18 protein-coding genes are annotated in these 16,305 nt (G+C 68.2%); 10 read left to right on the forward strand and 8 right to left on the reverse strand.

Annotated elements, in window-relative coordinates; translation table 11 throughout:
- Nucleotides 1-28 precede the first annotated feature (28 nt).
- The 5 genes from FDA38_RS19780 to FDA38_RS19800 all read left to right on the forward strand — a co-directional run bounded on the left by FDA38_RS19780 (nucleotide 29) and on the right by FDA38_RS19800 (nucleotide 3,316).
- Nucleotides 29-550 (forward strand): hypothetical protein, encoded by a 522-nt coding sequence (locus FDA38_RS19780; protein ID WP_233714813.1) that lies wholly within the window; start codon nucleotides 29-31, stop codon nucleotides 548-550.
- 55 nt (nucleotides 551-605) lie between these two features.
- On the forward strand, nucleotides 606-1,094 hold the full coding sequence (locus FDA38_RS19785) for a hypothetical protein (RefSeq protein ID WP_137255585.1): 489 nt from the start codon (nucleotides 606-608) through the stop codon (nucleotides 1,092-1,094).
- A gap of 74 nt (nucleotides 1,095-1,168) precedes the next feature.
- Nucleotides 1,169-1,495: a tetratricopeptide repeat protein gene (locus tag FDA38_RS19790; protein WP_233714814.1), complete on the forward strand. Its 327-nt coding sequence runs from the start codon at nucleotides 1,169-1,171 to the stop codon at nucleotides 1,493-1,495.
- Between the two features lie 121 nt (nucleotides 1,496-1,616).
- A complete protein-coding gene (locus FDA38_RS19795; RefSeq protein WP_137255587.1) occupies nucleotides 1,617-2,717 on the forward strand; it encodes an LLM class flavin-dependent oxidoreductase in 1,101 nt (366 codons plus the stop codon).
- Nucleotides 2,714-3,316 carry an FMN reductase gene (locus tag FDA38_RS19800; protein ID WP_137255588.1) on the forward strand — a complete coding sequence of 201 codons (603 nt, stop codon included), beginning with the start codon at nucleotides 2,714-2,716 and terminating at the stop codon, nucleotides 3,314-3,316. Before FDA38_RS19795 ends, FDA38_RS19800 begins: the two co-directional genes overlap by 4 nt.
- Here the strand turns inward: FDA38_RS19800 and FDA38_RS19805 are convergent.
- Complete coding sequence (locus tag FDA38_RS19805) at nucleotides 3,302-4,075, reverse strand: TetR/AcrR family transcriptional regulator (RefSeq protein ID WP_137255589.1); 774 nt, start codon at nucleotides 4,073-4,075, stop codon at nucleotides 3,302-3,304. The two genes, FDA38_RS19800 and FDA38_RS19805, sit on opposite strands and share 15 nt — an antisense overlap.
- Nucleotides 4,076-4,169: 94 nt before the next feature.
- On the opposite strand from FDA38_RS19805, the gene FDA38_RS19810 reads away from it, so the two are divergent.
- Both FDA38_RS19810 and FDA38_RS19815 read left to right on the forward strand, forming a co-directional pair.
- On the forward strand, nucleotides 4,170-5,111 hold the full coding sequence (locus FDA38_RS19810; RefSeq protein WP_137255590.1) for an ATP-binding cassette domain-containing protein: 942 nt from the start codon (nucleotides 4,170-4,172) through the stop codon (nucleotides 5,109-5,111).
- The gene (locus tag FDA38_RS19815; RefSeq protein WP_137255591.1) at nucleotides 5,108-5,902 is read left to right on the forward strand and encodes an ABC transporter permease; all 795 of its coding nucleotides are present in this window, start codon (nucleotides 5,108-5,110) and stop codon (nucleotides 5,900-5,902) included. The genes FDA38_RS19810 and FDA38_RS19815 overlap by 4 nt, the downstream gene beginning before the upstream one ends.
- A 57-nt stretch (nucleotides 5,903-5,959) precedes the next feature.
- Here FDA38_RS19815 and FDA38_RS19820 read toward each other — a convergent pair whose 3' ends face one another.
- On the reverse strand, nucleotides 5,960-6,727 hold the full coding sequence (locus FDA38_RS19820) for an SDR family NAD(P)-dependent oxidoreductase (protein ID WP_137255592.1): 768 nt from the start codon (nucleotides 6,725-6,727) through the stop codon (nucleotides 5,960-5,962).
- An 82-nt stretch (nucleotides 6,728-6,809) separates the two neighbouring features.
- Between FDA38_RS19820 and FDA38_RS19825 the strand changes: the two genes are divergently transcribed.
- Nucleotides 6,810-7,349 (forward strand): GNAT family N-acetyltransferase, encoded by a 540-nt coding sequence (locus FDA38_RS19825; protein WP_137255593.1) that lies wholly within the window; start codon nucleotides 6,810-6,812, stop codon nucleotides 7,347-7,349.
- Nucleotides 7,350-7,382: 33 nt separating this feature from the next.
- Nucleotides 7,383-7,796 (forward strand): GNAT family N-acetyltransferase, encoded by a 414-nt coding sequence (locus FDA38_RS19830; RefSeq protein WP_137255594.1) that lies wholly within the window; start codon nucleotides 7,383-7,385, stop codon nucleotides 7,794-7,796.
- Here the strand turns inward: FDA38_RS19830 and FDA38_RS19835 are convergent.
- From FDA38_RS19835 to FDA38_RS19860, 6 genes are read right to left on the reverse strand one after another with little or no spacing between them, the layout of a single operon-like run.
- The gene (locus FDA38_RS19835; protein WP_137255595.1) at nucleotides 7,786-8,601 is read right to left on the reverse strand and encodes a bifunctional allantoicase/(S)-ureidoglycine aminohydrolase; all 816 of its coding nucleotides are present in this window, start codon (nucleotides 8,599-8,601) and stop codon (nucleotides 7,786-7,788) included. The two genes, FDA38_RS19830 and FDA38_RS19835, sit on opposite strands and share 11 nt — an antisense overlap.
- The gene (gene allB / locus FDA38_RS19840; RefSeq protein ID WP_137255596.1) at nucleotides 8,598-9,938 is read right to left on the reverse strand and encodes an allantoinase AllB; all 1,341 of its coding nucleotides are present in this window, start codon (nucleotides 9,936-9,938) and stop codon (nucleotides 8,598-8,600) included. Before allB ends, FDA38_RS19835 begins: the two co-directional genes overlap by 4 nt.
- Nucleotides 9,935-11,017, reverse strand: a complete 1,083-nt coding sequence (locus FDA38_RS19845) for a glycerate kinase (protein ID WP_137255597.1) — start codon at nucleotides 11,015-11,017, stop codon at nucleotides 9,935-9,937. Before FDA38_RS19845 ends, allB begins: the two co-directional genes overlap by 4 nt.
- Nucleotides 11,017-12,792, reverse strand: a complete 1,776-nt coding sequence (gene gcl / locus FDA38_RS19850; protein ID WP_137255598.1) for a glyoxylate carboligase — start codon at nucleotides 12,790-12,792, stop codon at nucleotides 11,017-11,019. The genes FDA38_RS19845 and gcl overlap by 1 nt, the downstream gene beginning before the upstream one ends.
- A complete protein-coding gene (locus FDA38_RS19855; RefSeq protein ID WP_137255599.1) occupies nucleotides 12,792-13,676 on the reverse strand; it encodes a 2-hydroxy-3-oxopropionate reductase in 885 nt (294 codons plus the stop codon). The genes gcl and FDA38_RS19855 overlap by 1 nt, the downstream gene beginning before the upstream one ends.
- Before the next feature lie 19 nt (nucleotides 13,677-13,695).
- Entirely contained in the window at nucleotides 13,696-14,508 is an 813-nt protein-coding gene (locus FDA38_RS19860; protein ID WP_137255600.1) for a hydroxypyruvate isomerase family protein, read from the reverse strand.
- Nucleotides 14,509-14,661: 153 nt separating this feature from the next.
- Between FDA38_RS19860 and FDA38_RS19865 the strand changes: the two genes are divergently transcribed.
- Nucleotides 14,662-16,194 carry a PucR family transcriptional regulator gene (locus FDA38_RS19865; RefSeq protein WP_137255601.1) on the forward strand — a complete coding sequence of 511 codons (1,533 nt, stop codon included), beginning with the start codon at nucleotides 14,662-14,664 and terminating at the stop codon, nucleotides 16,192-16,194.
- Nucleotides 16,195-16,305: the final 111 nt, after the last annotated feature.

Below are 16,305 nucleotides of genomic sequence, written 5' to 3' on the forward strand. Positions count from 1 at the left end.
GTGAGCAGTGCCACTCCGTAACCACGGAGTGGCACTGCGAACTCGGGAGGCAACGGACAGCATGAACAACGGCGACTACGAGTACATCGCCGAGATCTTCGCCGAAGGCGGTGGCTCGATCGATCGCCCGAGCGGTCTGTGGCGCCGTCGCGGTGACGACTACGAGTACCTGTCGCTGATCGACTGGACCTGGCATGCGTGCGGTGACGTCGACCTCCCGCACCCTGATCTCCTGACACCGGTCTCCGGCGAGCAGGTCGAGACGCTGCTCGCCGACCACCAGAGGTTCGTGAAGTACTGGGTTCTGCGCCGGAGCCCGGAGAAGGGTGATCTTCGCGAGGACACGATCGTGTACCGGCAGATTCCGAGCCCCGAGAACCTTGTAGAGCAGGGTTTCGGCCGCGCCAACGAGTGGGTCCCGACCGGAGACATCAGAGACCTCCAGGTCGGCGGGCCGCACGACGTACCCGACCTGGAGCCCATCGACGCCGCGACCGCGGAGCGGCTGATCCGGGAGACTCGCGGAATCTCAGGAGCTACCGAGCTGTGAGTCCAAGGACCCGCGAGCATGATTCCCGAATTCGCACGGATGAAGGGTTCATCAGATGAGTAGCGGCGACTACGAGTACTTCGCACGGGTTTCCACGGCACGTGAGGATTCCGTGGATCGTCCGAGCGGTTTGTGGCGGCGATGCGGCGACGGGCTCGAGTACCTGTCGATGGTTGATTGGTCCTGGCGGCGGCGCACCACCGAGAGCGTGCCGCATCCCGAGCTCCTGGTGCCGGTTTCTCCCGAGCAGGTGGAAGTCCTGCTCGCGGACCGCCGGCGATTCGCTCGGTACTGGGTCGAGCGCCTCAGCCCAGAAAAGGGCGATCTCAACGAGGACACACTCGTCTACAGACAGCTTCCGAGTCCCGAAGGCGTCATCGATGAGGGCTTCGGCCGCACCAACACCTGGGTTCCAACGCCAACCATCAGAGATTTCCAGGCCAACGGCCCACACGACCACCCCGACCTGGAGCCCATCGACGGCGAGACCGCGGAGCGGCTGATCCGGGAGACTCGGGGAATCTCGGGAGCCACCGAGATGTGAAGCTGGGGTGCTCGGTGCGTGGAATAACGCGGGTCGCGGCTGGCGTTCTGCGGGCCGTGGAGGATATGCGTGCGTTGAGTTATGGGCTGGGGCAGCAGTACTTCGAGGAGCGGGATTATCGGGGTGCGATTCGGGCGTTGAAGCCGGTTGTCGATGAGACGCCGGATGATGTTGGGACGCGGCTGTTGCTGGCCCGGGCGTATTACCATGCGGCGTTGTTGAAGCCGGCTGAGGAGCATTTGCTCGAGGTGATCGAGCGGGAGCCTACGGAGTACTACGCCCATCTGATGCTGGCGCGGACGCTCGAGCGGCTGTCGCGGCGGGATGAGGCCGGGAAGTATCGGCGTATTGCGGCCGCGCTGACCGGTGACGACGAGTTGCTGGACGGTCACACCATCTGACGAACACACTGAGGGCCCGCGATCCACACCCGGATCGCGGGCCTTCGGCGTACGTGGAATGAACTCGCCGGCGAGCGGCGTTGTGTAGTTTAATAGTTAACTACCTAGGCCAGGAGGACAGATGCAGTTCGGGGTGTTCAGCGTCGGGGACGTGACCGAGAACCCGACGACCGGGACCACGGTCAGCGAGGGCGAGCGGATCAAGGCGATGGTGACGATTGCCAAGAAGGCCGAGGAGGTCGGGCTGGACGTGTTCGCGCAGGGCGAGCACCACAACCCGCCGTTCGTGCCGTCGTCGCCGACGACCCAGCTCGGATTCATCGCCGCGCAGACGTCGAAGATCATCCTGTCCACCTCGACGACGCTGATCACGACCAACGACCCGGTGAAGATCGCCGAGGACTACGCGATGCTGCAGCACCTGGCCGACGGCCGGGTCGACCTGATGATGGGTCGCGGCAACACCGGTCCGGTGTACCCGTGGTTCGGTCAGGACATCCGCAACGGCATCGCGCTCGCCGTCGAGAACTACGCGTTGCTCCGCCGGCTCTGGCGCGAGGACGTCGTCGACTGGGAAGGCAAGTTCCGTACGCCGCTGCAGGGGTTCACGGCGACGCCGCGGCCGCTGGACGGCGTACCGCCGTTCGTGTGGCACGGCTCGATCCGGTCGCCCGAGATCGCCGAGCAGGCGGCGTACTACGGTGACGGGTTCTTCCACAACAACATCTTCTGGCCGATCTCGCACACCAAGCAGATGATCGACCTGTACCGCCGTCGCTTCGAGCACTACGGACACGGCGCCGCGGACCAGGCGATCGTCGGGCTCGGCGGTCAGGTCTTCATGCGGAAGAACTCGCAGGACGCGGTCCGCGAGTTCCGGCCGTACTTCGACAACGCTCCGGTCTACGGACATGGGCCGTCGCTCGAGGACTTCAGCCGGGAGACGCCGCTGACGGTCGGCAGCCCGCAGGAGGTTATCGAGCGGACGCTGTCGTTCCGCGAGCACTTCGGTGACTACCAGCGGCAGCTGTTCCTGATCGACCACGCCGGGCTGCCGTTGAAGACCGTGCTGGAGCAGCTGGACATCCTCGGCGAAGAGGTCGTTCCGGTACTGCGGAAGGAGTTCGCGGCGCTGAAGCCCGCGCACGTACCGGACGCACCGACGCACGCTTCTTTGAAGGCCGCATCCGAGCGGGCGCGTGAGCTGGAGACGATCGAATGAACGAGAAGGTCATTGCCGTGGTGACGGCCGGGTTGACGACACCGTCGTCGTCCCGGCTGCTCGCCGACCAACTGTCGGCCGCGGTCGCGGACGAGTTGTCCGGTCGCGGGATCACCTCGCGCATCGAGACGATCGAGGTCCGCGACCACGCACACGACCTCACCAACAACCTCCTGACCGGCTTCCCGTCCGCCGAGCTCCGCGAGGTCCTCGAGACGGTCGCGTCGGCCGACGCTCTGATCGTCGTCAGCCCCACGTTCAGCGCGTCGTACTCCGGTCTGTTCAAGACGTTCTTCGACGTACTCGACGACCAGGCCCTGGCCGGCAAGCCCGTCCTCCTCGCCGCGACCGGCGGCACCGAGCGCCATTCGCTGGTCCTGGAGTTCGCCCTCAGGCCGCTCTTCGCCTATCTGAAGGCCCTCCCGGTCCCGACCGGCGTGTACGCCGCCTCCACCGACTGGGGCCCGAACGCCGCCGGTCTCCGCCCGCGCATCGCTCAAGCAGCAGGCGAACTGGTCGCCGCCCTCCAACACGAGACGCCGACGGCCGCAGACCCCTTCGACAACCCAACCCCCTTCGAGGACCTACTCAACAGCTGATCGCGACTCGATCAGTTGGGTCAGGCCGTCGAGGATGGTGGTCAGGCCGAAGGTGAGGGCGTGGGCGGGGTCCATGGCTGACTGGAAGTGTTCGCCGACTGCGGTGCCTACCCGGCCGGCGACGGGGAAGTGGGTGCCCGACATGACTGTGGTGAGCGTCGGGGAGATCTGACGCCACCACTCCTCGTCGGTGAGTCCGGAGTCGCGTTGGGTGCGGAGTTGTTCGGCACCGGCGCGGGCGGTGCCCTGGACGTGCGTGAGGACGAGCGCCAGCGCCGAATCCATCTCGACATCGGTCAGACCCAGGCCGTCGAGCGGGCGTAGCTCGGCCTCGTACTTGCGGGTGATGTTCGGGCCCAGCGCCGTACGCATCGTCGGCACCTCGTGGATCCACGGGTGGGCCGTCAGCACGGACCAGTTGCGGTGGGCAATGAATTCGAGCGCGCCGCGCCAGCCGCCGGGCTGCTTCGACGGCTCGTCGTCGTCCGCGTACAAGTCGGCGTACACCCGGTCGAACATCAGGTCGGTCAGCTCGCCCTTGCCCGGGACGTGCGTGTAGAGCGACATCGTGCCGACCTTCAGCCGGTCGGCGACCATCCGCATCGACAGCGCCTCGAGGCCCTCGAAGTCGGCGAGCTCGATCGCCGCGTCCACGATCGCGCGCACGGTCAGGCCGGAGCGGCCGGGTTTGGCGTGGCTCCCCCAGAGCAGCGCCAGACTGCGCGCCGGATCGGGCGCAGCCGCCTTCCTTCCCGCCACCGGAACCTTCTTCCACCGCTCGTCGTTGAACGCATCGTACCTGAGCCGTACAATGTACGGTACACTCTACGGCTCAACGACCCGAGAGGTGGGAATGACTACGGAGCGAGTGATCGAGGCCGTCGGCGTACGGAAGAACTACAAGGGCGGCACGGACGGGGCGGGGCTGAACGGCTTCGACCTGGAGGTCACGGCCGGCACGGTGACGGGTCTGCTCGGCCCGAACGGCGCCGGCAAGACGACGGCGTTGCGGATCCTGTCCACGCTGCTGGAGCTGGATTCCGGTACGGCGACGATCGCGGGGTACGACGTACGCCGGCAGGGAGCGGAGGTACGCCGGCGGATCGGGCTCGTCGGGCAGTACGCCGCGGTGGACGAGATCCTCACCGGGCGGCAGAACCTGGTGATGTTCGGGCGGCTGAATCATCTGAAGAACGCCCGGAGCAGGGCGGACGAGTTGCTGGAGCGGTTCAGCCTGACGGAGGCGGCGGAGCAGGCGGTGAGCAAGTACTCCGGCGGGATGCGCCGGCGGCTGGATCTCGCGGCGAGCCTGATCGTGGCGCCGCGGGTGTTGTTCGTGGACGAGCCGACGACCGGGCTGGATCCGGCCGGGCGGCTCGAGGTGTGGTCCGCCGTACGGCAGCTGGTCGACGGCGGTACGACGGTGTTGCTGACGACGCAGTACCTGGAGGAGGCGGATCAGCTGGCGAACCGGATCTCGATGCTCAAGGCGGGGAAGGTCGTTGCCGAGGGCACGCCGGATGAGCTGAAGACGCAGCTCGGGTCGGACTGGCTGGAGATCGTGCTCGCGGATCCGGCCGACGTACGACGGGTCGTGGTACTGGCCGGGCTGGTGGCGGACGGGGGGATCCGGGTGGTCGACGTACGGGTGAGTGTGCCGGTGAAGGATCGGACGAAGGCGTTGGTGGTGATGGCGAACTCGTTGCATGAGGCAAAGATCGAACCGGAGGACATCACGTTGCGGCGCCCGACGCTGGACGAGGTCTTCCTGCACCTGACCGGGGCCGCCGCATGAACGGGCTCGGGTGGGCGCTCGCGGACAGTTGGACGATCGCGCGGCGGACGTTGACGCACTGGCGGATGCAGCCGGGGCTGGTGCTGTTCCAGTGGTTCTTCCCGGTGTTGATGCTGCTGATGTTCGGCGGGTTGCTGGGCGGGGCGATGGAGTCGCCGGAGGGTTCGTCGTACTACGAGTTGCTCGTGCCCGGGATCTTTGCGCTGGCGATGTTGTTCGGGCTCGAGGGCACGATGACGGCGGTCACGACCGATGTGTCGAAGGGGGTGACGGACCGGTTCCGCTCACTGCCGATGAGCTCGACCGCGGTGGTGCTGGGTCGGTGCATCGCGGACATGCTCGACTCGGTGGTCACCCTGCTCGTTCTGGTCGCGACCGGCCTGGCGCTGGGTTGGCGCTGGCATGAGGGTCTGCCGTCCGCGCTGGCCGCGTTCGGGTTGCTGTTGCTGCTGAGGTTCGCTCTGTTGTGGGTCGGGATCTTCATCGGTCTGAGCGTGAAGAACGCGCAGAGCGTGACGATGGTCCAGGTCCTGGTCTGGCCGATCGGCTTCCTCTCCAGCACCTTCGTCGCCACGTCGACGATGCCGGCCTGGCTGGGCACGATCGCCCAGTGGAACCCGCTCTCATCCACCGCGACGGCCGCCCGCAACCTCTTCGGCAACCCCGACCCTTCCGCCACCGCCACCTGGATAGGCACCCACGCAGAACTAGCCGCCGTCATAGCTCCCGTGCTGCTAACAGCAATCTTCTTGCCACTCTCAGCCCACCGCTTCCGCACGCTGTCGCGGTAGGCATCACCAGTTGCCTGCGCGAGGTTGCGGCCTCGCGCAGGCAACTGGGCCGACTGCTCAGGGCGTCAGTTGGCCGCCGTTGATTTCGATGATTTGGCCGGTGACGTAGGACGACATGCGGTCGGAAGCGAGGAACAGGATCGTGCCTACGCACTCGTGCGGCGTGCCGGTGCGGCCCATCGGGATGGTGGCGAGCATGGCCTGCATCTGCGCGTCCGCGGTGTGGCGCTCGTGGAACGGGGTCTTGATGACGCCCGGTGCGATCGCGTTCACCCGGATGCCCTCCGGGGCGAGCTCCTTGGCCAGGCCGCGGGTGAAGGTGCTGACCGCGCCCTTGCTGGTCGCGTAGACGACCGACCCGCCGGCGCCACCCGTCCGCCCGGCGATCGACGTGACGTTGATGATCGATCCGCCGCCCTGCGCCCGGAACACCGGTACGATCCGCCGGCTCAGCGCGAACACCGAGGTCAGGTTCACGTCGAGGATCCGGTGGAACTCCTCGTCCGGTACGTCGGAAATCGGCGACCGGTGGACCAGGTCGCCGGCGTTGTTCACGAGTACGTCGATCCGCCCGTGCTGCGCGAGTACCTCGTCGATGAACGCGTCCGCCGACTTCGGGTCAGCCAGGTCCGCCTGATGCAACGACGCCGTACCGCCGGCCGTCTGCACCGCCCCGACCGTGTGCTTCGCGCCGTCGGAGTTCTGGTGGTAATGGAGCGCGACCGAAGCCCCCGTCTCCGCGAACCCGACCGCCGCCGCAGCCCCGATCCCGCTGCTGGCCCCGGTCACCACGACAACCTGATCCCTGAAATCCAGATATCCCATGGCCCCTATCCTCTCCTGCTCCGGCGAACGTAACTCGCCGTACGCGCGTCCATTGGTCTAGACCCGGCGGTAGATTCGATGGATGGGATACGCGCTCGGGGAGCTGGGGCTGCGGCGGTGGCGGACCGGTGATGCGTTGCGGCTGGCCGCGGCGCATGCGGATCCTGAGATGGTGAGCCAGGGCGGGATCGTGGACCGGGCGTCCGCGGTCGACTGGATCGGGCGGGTCGCGGACCTGGACAACGGGCACGTGTACGCCGTCGCGGACGCCGACGATCACCCGATCGGCTGCGTCGCGGTGACGAATATCGACCGGCACCGGGTCGGCTGGACCTGGTACTGGACGCTCGCCGACGTCCGCGGCCACGGCGTCGCCCGGGACGCCCTCCGCGCGCTCGCGGGCTGGGCGCACGAGCAGGCCGGGCTGTACCGGCTCGAGCTCGGTCACCAGTTGAACAATCCGGCATCCTGCGCGGTCGCCGCCGGCGCCGGCTTCCTCTCCGAAGGCATCGAACGCCAACGCCTCGCCTTCGACGGCACCCGGTACGACGTCGAACGCCACGCCCGCCTCATCACCGACCCCCTCACCCCACCCCAACGCCCCGTCCGCATCACGGACTGAAACTGTCGGCGCGCACGACTAGCGTCCAACGGTGTGGACCTCGTACTGACCGACCAACCGACCGCCGAGGACGAGGCGGTCGTCTCGAACGGCCTGGACGACTTCAACCTCACCGCCGGCGGTGTCCAGGACCGCAAGCCGCTGGCCGTGCTGCTCAAGGAGAACGGCGAGACCATCGGCGGGCTCACCGGCCGTACGTCGCTCGGCCTGTGGTTCGTCGACCTGCTCTACCTGCCGGAACGGCTCCGCGGCTCCGGGCTGGGGAGCAAGATCCTCGCCGAGGCTGAAGTCGAGGCGCGTCGGCGTGGTTGTCTGAGTGGTGTCGTGTACACGATCCAGTTCCAGGCGCCTGAGTTCTACGCGCGCCACGGGTGGATCGAGTTCGGCCGGGTTCCGGTCGGTGCCGACCGGAGCCGGGTCTTCTTCCGCAAGGAGCTCAGAGGGTGAGTTTGGGGTGGCGGTTGACGTCCTTGTAGAGGAGGTAGCGGAAGCGGCCGGGGCCGCCGGCGTAGCAAGCTTGGGGGCAGAAGGCGCGGAGCCACATGAAGTCGCCTTCCTGCACCTCGACCCAGTCCTTGTTCAGCAGGTAGATCGCCTTGCCCTCCAGCACGTACAGCCCGTGCTCCATCACATGCGTCTCCGGGAACGGGATCACCCCGCCCGGCTCGAAGCTGACGATGTTGACGTGCATGTCGTGCCGTACGTCGTCCGGGTCCACGAACCGCTGCGTCTTCCAGCGCCCCTCGGTGTCCGGCATCTCCCGGCCCTCGACGTCGGCCTCGTTGGTGACCAGCGCCGGCGGTACGTCGATCCCGTCGACCCGCTCGTACGCCTTCCGCACCAGATGGAACGTCGCGGCCGCGTCGCTCGTGTTCCGCACCGTCCAGTCGCCGCCCGGCGGCAGGTACGCATACCCGCCCTCGGTCAACGTGTGCTTCTCCCCCGCGACCGTCAGCACAACGTTGCCTGAGACAACAAACACCACGGCCTCGGCGGCCGGGTCGGTCTCCGGCTTGTCGCTACCCCCACCAGGCCCGACCTCGACGATGTACTGCGAGAACGTCTCCGCGAACCCGGACAGCGGCCGGGCGATCACCCACAACCGCGTGTCGTCCCAGAACGGCAGCCGGCTGGTGACGATGTCCCGCATCGTGCCGCGCGGCAGGACGGCGTACGCCTCGGTGAGGACCGCGCGGTCGGTGGTGAGGTCGGTCTGCGCGGGCAGCCCGCCCTTCGGGGCGTAGTAGCTCATCGTTCTCCTCGGGTCAGCAGGCGGCCGCGCGGGTCGACGTCGATGTCGACGGGGTGGCCGCGAAGCCAGGTACTGCGGACGACGCCGGTGAGCGTGCGTCCGTCGTACGGCGTGATGGCGTTCTTGTGCTGGAGTTGCGTCGCGTCGACGGTGAACGTCTCGTCGGGGGCGAGGACGCAGAGGTCGGCGTCGTACCCGATCTCGAGGGCGCCCTTGGTGGTCAGGCCGGTCTGCTTCGCGGGGGCGGCGGACATCCAGCGGCCGACGTCGGCGAGAGTGAAGCCGCGGCGGCGGGCCTCGGTCCACACCGCGGGCAGGCCGATCTGGAGCGAAGCGATCCCGCCCCAGGCGGTGCCGAAGTCGCCGGTGTCGAGGTGCTTGAGGTCGATCGTCGACGGCGAGTGGTCGGAGACGACCAGGTCGATCGTGCCGTCGCGGAGGCCTTCCCAGAGCAGCTCGCGGTTGGCGGCCTCGCGGATCGGCGGGCAGCACTTGTACTGCGTGGCGCCGTCGGGGATGTCCTCGGCGTTGAAGGTCAGGTAATGCGGGCAGGTCTCCGCGGTGATCCGTACGCCGTCGTTGCGGGCCTTCGCGATGAGCGGGAGGACCTCGGCGCTGGAGACGTGCAGGATGTGGACGCGGCAGCCGGTCTCGCGGGCCAGGTCGATGACTTCGGCAACGGCATCGTTCTCGGCGGTGCGGGGGCGGGAGTTGAGGAAGGCTTGGTAGTTCGCGCCGTTCGGCGGGGTGGCCTCGTCGATGCGATGGGCGTCCTCGGCGTGGACGATGAGCAGTCCGTCGAAGCTGCTGATCTCGCGCATCGCGGCCTCGAGTTGGGGGTGGTCGAGGGGCGGGAATTCGTCGACGCCGGAATGCAGCAGGAAGCACTTGTAGCCGAATACGCCGGCGTCGTGGAGTGGGCGCAGGTCGGGGAGGTTGCCCGGGATCGCGCCGCCCCAGAAGCCGACATCGACGTACGCCTGGGTCTCGGCGGTCTTGCGTTTGAGCGTGAGCGCGGGCACGTCGCAGGTCGGCGGGATGCTGTTGAGCGGCATGTCGATGATCGCGGTGACGCCGCCGCTTGCCGCTGCCTTGGTCGCGGAGGTGAAGCCTTCCCAGTCGGTCCGGCCGGGATCGTTGACGTGGACGTGGGAGTCGACGAGGCCGGGGAGGAGGACTTCGTCGTCTTGGAGGCGTACGTCGGTGGTGGCCTGGAGGTCGGCGTCGTACGGCGCGATCGCGACGATGCGGCCGTCGCGTACGCCGAGCGCGGCCGGGTGCTCGCCGCCAGGGCGCATGACTCGCCGGGCCCGGATCACCAGATCAAGAGCGTTCATGCGATCCCTCTCTCCCTTCTCGTCATCGTAAGGTGCTCGACGGCGATCCGTTCGCCAAGCTGTTCGAGCAGCGGTTTGGGCTCGGCGATGCATCGCTGGACGTCCGGCTCTAGGTCGGTGAGGGCGTAGGCGGCTTGCACGCCGGCCTGTTGCAGCTCGTGGTGCTCCAGCCGGTTCACCCCACAAACCGCGACCACTGGGATGCCGGTCGCCTTCGCGGCTACTCCAGCGACTGCCTTGCCGTGGAGCGTTTGCTCGTCGAGCGCCCCTTCTCCGGTGATCACGAGGTCGGCGCCGGCCAGCTGTTCCTCGAACCCGACCATCTCCAACACCAGCTCAATCCCCGGCCGAAGCTCCGCGCCAAGAAGCGCAACCGCCGCAAACCCCACCCCACCCGCAGCACCCGCACCGGGCGTGTCCCGCAGATCCCGCCCGGTCACTTGAGCCACCAGATCAGCCCATTCCCCGAGCCTGCCATCCAACTCCACCACCTGCTCCGGCGTCGCACCCTTCTGCGGCCCGTAAACAGCCGCCGCACCTCGTGGCCCGGTAAGCGGGTTGTCGACATCACAAGCAACAACAACCTGAACCCCTCGAAGCCGCCGCCGAAGCGAGCCAAGGTCGAGCCCGGTTCCTGTCAGAGCCTCGACGAGGCCTCTGCCGCCGTCGGTGGAGGCGCTGCCGCCTATGCCTAGGATTACGCGGGTGCAGCCGGCTTCTACTGCTGCTGCCATTAGCTCGCCGGTGCCGTATGAGGTGGCGGTCATCGGGGCGAGGCTGGCCTCGGGGAGGCGGACGAGGCCGGAGACGTCTGCTAGTTCTACGACTGCGGTGTCGCCCAGGCGGGCGTAGGCGGTTGCGACCGGTTCGCCGGTGGGTCCGGATGCGGTGAGCGGGACCAGCTCATAGCCGGCAGCCACGGCGGCGGCGAGGGTGCCGTCGCCGCCGTCAGCCACCGGGACGGGGACCACGGTGGCGTCGGGGTGAACTCGTCGTACCCCGGCGCCGACCGCGGCTGCCACCTCCGCGCTGGTCAGGCTTCCTTTGAACTTGTCGGAGGCAACTACTACCCGAACCATCAGTCCAGCAGAGCCAATGCAGTCGGGGCGTCCTCGGGGTTGATGGCCAGGTCTTCGAATTCGATGACGTTGTCGATTTCTACGCCCATGGAGACGTTGGTGACGCGCTCCAGGATGACCTCGACGACGATCGGGACCTGGTGTTCGACCATCAGTTTCTTGGCCTGCTCGAGGGCCGGCAGGATGCCGTCCGGCTCGAACACCCGAAGCGCCTTGCAGCCAAGGCCTTCCGCGACCTTCACGTGGTCGACGCCGTAGCCGTTGACCTCGGGGCTGTTGATGTTCTCGAAGGACAGCTGCACGCAGTAGTCCATGTCGAAGTTCCGCTGTGCCTGCCGGATCAGCCCGAGGTACGAGTTGTTCACCACCACGTGGATGTACGGAATGTTGAACTGCGCCCCGACCGCCAGCTCCTCGATCAGGAACTGGAAGTCGTAGTCGCCGGACAACGCCACCACCGTGCTCTCCGGATCCGCAACCGCGACCCCCAGCGTCGCCGGCACGGTCCACCCGAGCGGCCCGGCCTGGCCCGCGTTGATCCAGTGCCGCGGGCGATAAACGTGCAGCATCTGCGCCGCCTGGATCTGCGACAACCCGATCGTGCTGACGTACCGGACATCCGGCCCGAACGCCCGGTTCATCTCCTCGTACACCCGCTGCGGCTTGATCGGCGTGTTCTCGAAATGCGTCTTCCGCTGCAACGCCGTACGCCGATCGCGGCACTCCGCGGCCCACGCGCTGCGATCCGCCAGCCTGCCGTCCGCGGCCCACTCGCGCGCCACCTCGACGAACACCTGCAGCGCAGCCCGCGCGTCCGACACGACCGAGTAGTCCGGCGCGAACACCCGCCCGATCTGCGTCGGCTCGATGTCCACGTGGATGAACTTCCGCTCCCCGCGATAAACGTCCAGCCCGCCGGTGTGCCGGTTAGCCCACCGGTTGCCGATCCCGAGCACCAGATCGGACGCAAGCATCGTCGCGTTCCCATAGCGGTGCGACGTCTGCAGCCCGACCATCCCCGCGCTCAACGGGTGGTCATCTGCGATCGAACCCCACCCCATCAACGTCGGTACGACAGGAATGCCCGTCAGCTCCGCAAACTCCACGAGCAGCTCGCTGGCATCCGCGTTGATCACGCCACCACCCGCAACGATCAACGGCTGGGCAGCGGACCCCAGCATCTGCAGCACCCGCTCCGCCTGCGCCCGCGTCGCCGCGGGACGCGACACCGGAAGCGGCTCGTACGTGTCGATGTCGAAATCGATCTGCGCGAGCTGTACGTCGAGCGGCAGGTCGACCAGCACCGGACCCGGCCGGCCTTCGCGCATCACCTGGAACGCCTTCTGGAAGGTCCCCGGCACCTGCGCGGCCTCCATCACCGTGACCGCCCACTTCGCGACCGGCTTGGCGATCGACGAGATGTCGACAGCCTGGAAGTCCTCCTTGTGCAGCTTCGCGACCGGCGCCTGGCCGGTGATGCACAGGATCGGGATCGAGTCGGCGGCAGCGGAGTACAGGCCGGTGATCATGTCGGTGCCGGCGGGACCCGACGTACCGATGCAGACGCCGATGTTGCCGGCCCGCGCCCGGGTGTAGCCCTCGGCCATGTGCGAGGCAGCCTCGACGTGGCGGGCGAGGACGTGCTTGATCCCGCCGTGGTCGCGCATCGCTGCGTAGAACGGGTTGATCGCGGCGCCGGGCAACCCGAACGCCTGCGTCGAACCCTCCTTCTCCAGGATCAGTACTGCGGCGTCAACCGCACGCATCCGTGCCATCAGCCGATCTCCTTCCCGGACAGCCGCTCGACGCCGCGCAGCAGAGCCGAGTGGTCGAGGCCGCCGTCACCGTTCGCCCGCGCCGACGCGACGAGCTGCGCGACGAGAGCACCCAGCGGTACGACGACACCCGCCTCGCGGGCGGCCGCGGTCACGATGCCCATGTCCTTGTGGTGCAGGTCGATCCGGAACCCGGGCTGGAAGGAGCGCGACAGCATGTTCTCCTTCTTCTGGTTCAGTACGGTCGAGCCGGCCAGACCGCCGCCGAGGACCTCGAGCGCCGCCTTGGTGTCGACGCCGTACGCCTCCAGGAAGACGACCGCTTCGGCGACGGCCTGGATGTTCGCGGCGACGATCAGCTGGTTGGCCGCCTTGACGGTCTGCCCCGAACCGCTCGGGCCGACGTGGACGACGGTCTTGCCGACGACGTCGAACAGGGGCTTGGCCTTCGCGAAGTCGTCCGCGTCGCCGCCGACCATGATCGACAGGGCGGCGTTCTTCGCACCCGCCTCGCCGCCGGAGACCGGGGCGTCGAGCAGGTGGAACCCGAGCGCGCGCGCCCGCTCGGCGAGCTGCTGGGTGACGTCCGGCCGGATGCTCGAGAAGTCGATGATCAGCGTGCCGGTCTCGGCCAGCTGGAAGACGCCGTCCTCACCCTCGAGCACGTCCTGGACGTCGGGCGAGTCGGGCACCATCACGCAGACCACGTCGGCGCCCTTGACCGCCTCGGCGAGCGAGGCCGCGGCGCGACCGCCGGCCGCGATCAGGTCCTGGGCGCGCTCCGGGGAGCGGTCGAGCCCGACCACGCTGTGCCCGGCGTTGGCGAGGTGGACGGCCATCGGGTTGCCCATGATGCCGAGGCCGATGAAGGCGATATTCGTCATTGCAAGTCTCCTAGGTGAGTCAGCGGCGCTCGAACGGCAGCCAGCCGAAGCTTTCGTCTGAGGTGGTGGACGGCTTGTACTCGAGTCCGACCCAGCCGGAGTAGCCGTTGGCCTCCAGGGCGGTGAGCTGCTGGTCGAGCGGGAGCGTGCCGGTGCCGGGCTCGTTGCGGCCCGGCGCGTCGGCGATCTGCACGTGGGCGACCCAGTCGGTGCTGTCGGCGATCACCTTGTTCACGTCGTCGCCGTTGACCGCGAGGTGGTACAGGTCGGCGAGCAGTCCGACGTTCGGTACGTCGTACGCCGTCTGGACGCGATCGATCACGGTCAGGGCGTCGGCCGCCGTCTTCAGCGGGTACCGGTCGGCGCCGCTGACCGGCTCGACCAGGACCGTTGCGCCGATCCGCGCGGCGGCCCGGGCGGCGAGGGCCAGGTTCTCGACCGCGAGGTCGTCCTGCTCCTGCTCGCTGCTGCCGTCGACGCGGTTGCCGTAGAGGGCGTTGAAGCCCTGGGTGCCGAGTCGCTCGCCGATGCCGACGGTGACGTCGACGTTGTCGCGGAACTCGCTGGACCGCTTCGGCCAGGACACCAGGCCGCGGTCGCCGCCGGGCATGTCGCCGGCGAAGAAGTTGAGACCGGTCAGCTGCACGCCGGAGTCGGTGATCGCGTTGACGAACGCGTCGACCTGTCGGTCCGGCGGGACCGCCTCGACGAACGGCCACCAGAACTCGACCGCGCTGAACCCGGCCCGCCGGGCAGCCGCCGGCCGCTCCAGCAGGGGCAGCTCGGTGAACAGCAGCGAACAGTTCACCGTGTACCGCAGTTGGTGGCTCATCCTGACTCCATTTTCCGTATTGCGGAAGTTCATTTCTGTTCTGCGAAAACCATAGGTTGGCCGGGTCGAGACCGTCAAGGGCTGGGTTCGCGACGGCGAGGGGGTGTCTCACGTGGGCGCGCGCGTTGTACGTTCCTCTAAAGGAGGTACGCCGTGCTGCTCGCCGAACTGCTGGATGCGCCCGAGCTCGGGCTGCGCCTGCTGCATTCGGCCGGCGGGATGCTGGATCGCCCGATCGGGCGCCTCGTCACCACCGACCTGCTCGAGCCGGGGCGCTACCTGAACGGCGGCGAGGTGGTGCTGACCGGGCTGGTCTGGCGGCGCCGGCCGATGGACAGCGAGGTGTTCGTCGCCTCGATGGCGGGCCGGGGAGCGACCACGATCCTGGCGGGCAAGGCGCAGCTCGGGGATGTGCCGGCGGACCTGCTCGATGCGTGCCGGCGGCACGAGGTGACGCTGATCGAGGTACCTATCGAGATCGCGTTCGCGGACGTCACGGAGTACGTCGCGGCGGCCGGATCAGCCGAGACCGGGGCCCGGTTGTCGGCGAGTCTCGTCCGGCAGCGGCAACTGTTGTCGTCGATCGCGGCCGGGCGCAGCCTCGACGAGTTGGCGGCACGGATCTCCGCCGAGATCGGGCACGACTGCCGCGTACTCACCCCGACCGGGCGCCACGTCGTACCGGGGCCGGGTGAGCTCGACGCCGCCGCGATCGATGCGGTGACCCGCAAGTTCTTGACCGCGGATCGGACGCCGGCCGTCGCGATGACGATCGACGCGTCGTACAGCCTGTTCCCGGTCGGATCCGGGCTGGGGAACCGTCTGACGGCGTGGGTCCTGGTGATCGAGGGCGACCACAACGAATGGTCCCGCGACCACGTCGAGGCGGTGCACGAACTGTGCGCGATCGCCGCGCTGGACCGCGCCCGCCGGGACGAAGGCCGCCGCGCGCTGCGCCCGTTGGTCGCGGATGCGCTCGCGCTGGTCGAGTCCGGCGCACCGCAGGCCGAGGTCGCGGCACGCCTCAAGCAGGCGGGTTCACACTCGGAGCGGCCGATGGTCGTGGCGGTCGCCGAGCTCCGCGACGACGGGCCGAGCGAGGTCGCGCTGAGCCTGTTGGAGGACGTCGCGCTGACGGTCGGCCCGGCGGTGGTCGCGCCGGGACGCGACGGTTTGCTGGTCGGCTTTCTGCCCTATACGCCCGAGCTGCCCGAGCACGTACGACGGAGCTTCAGCCGACTCGCGCCGGGGCTGAGCCGGGGTCGGCTCGCAGTCGGAATCAGCGGCGAGACCTCGGTCGACGCCCTCGCCGGCGCACTGGAAGAAGCCCGCTTCGCGCAGCGTGCAGCCAGCGCCGGTCGAGCCCCGGTGTCGGTCGTCACCTCGGACGAGGTCGCCTCCCATGTCCTCCTGCTCGCGACCTTGCCCGACGACGTACGGCGTACGTACACCAACCGGGTCCTCGGAGCGGTACTCGAGCACGACCGCCGGACCCATGCCGACCTGCTCACCACGCTCCAGGCATTCCTCGCCTGCTCGTGTTCCTGGACCCGTACGGCGGAGTCCCTGCACCTGCACGTCAACACCGTTCGCTACCGGATCGAACGCGTTGAGCAACTGACCGGTCGCGATCTGTCGAGCCTCGAGGACCGGGTGGACGTGTTTCTCGCGCTCAAATCGCTCTGATTGTGTGATCGCACAAAGAGTCGTGTTCATCAGCGGTTCATCTTCGGAGGTTCACCGGGTGCAATCCGGGGCCCGGTGAGCCGATGCTCGGGTGCAGGTCAAAACCCCCCG

Source organism: Kribbella jiaozuonensis (assembly GCF_005233875.1).
Lineage (GTDB): Bacteria > Actinomycetota > Actinomycetes > Propionibacteriales > Kribbellaceae > Kribbella > Kribbella jiaozuonensis.

Bases quoted from the DNA above. Each gene is read 5' to 3' on its own strand.
- FDA38_RS19860 (WP_137255600.1), bottom strand. From the start codon at position 14,508: ATGAGCCACCAACTGCGGTACACGGTGAACTGTTCGCTGCTGTTCACC.
- FDA38_RS19845 (WP_137255597.1), bottom strand. From the start codon at position 11,017: ATGGTTCGGGTAGTAGTTGCCTCCGACAAGTTCAAAGGAAGCCTGACC.
- FDA38_RS19800 (WP_137255588.1), top strand. From the start codon at position 2,714: ATGAACGAGAAGGTCATTGCCGTGGTGACGGCCGGGTTGACGACACCG.
- FDA38_RS19835 (WP_137255595.1), bottom strand. From the start codon at position 8,601: ATGAGCTACTACGCCCCGAAGGGCGGGCTGCCCGCGCAGACCGACCTC.
- gcl (WP_137255598.1), bottom strand. From the start codon at position 12,792: ATGGCACGGATGCGTGCGGTTGACGCCGCAGTACTGATCCTGGAGAAG.
- FDA38_RS19855 (WP_137255599.1), bottom strand. From the start codon at position 13,676: ATGACGAATATCGCCTTCATCGGCCTCGGCATCATGGGCAACCCGATG.
- allB (WP_137255596.1), bottom strand. From the start codon at position 9,938: ATGAACGCTCTTGATCTGGTGATCCGGGCCCGGCGAGTCATGCGCCCT.
- FDA38_RS19825 (WP_137255593.1), top strand. From the start codon at position 6,810: ATGGGATACGCGCTCGGGGAGCTGGGGCTGCGGCGGTGGCGGACCGGT.
- FDA38_RS19810 (WP_137255590.1), top strand. From the start codon at position 4,170: ATGACTACGGAGCGAGTGATCGAGGCCGTCGGCGTACGGAAGAACTAC.
- FDA38_RS19795 (WP_137255587.1), top strand. From the start codon at position 1,617: ATGCAGTTCGGGGTGTTCAGCGTCGGGGACGTGACCGAGAACCCGACG.
- FDA38_RS19785 (WP_137255585.1), top strand. From the start codon at position 606: ATGAGTAGCGGCGACTACGAGTACTTCGCACGGGTTTCCACGGCACGT.
- FDA38_RS19815 (WP_137255591.1), top strand. From the start codon at position 5,108: ATGAACGGGCTCGGGTGGGCGCTCGCGGACAGTTGGACGATCGCGCGG.
- FDA38_RS19820 (WP_137255592.1), bottom strand. From the start codon at position 6,727: ATGGGATATCTGGATTTCAGGGATCAGGTTGTCGTGGTGACCGGGGCC.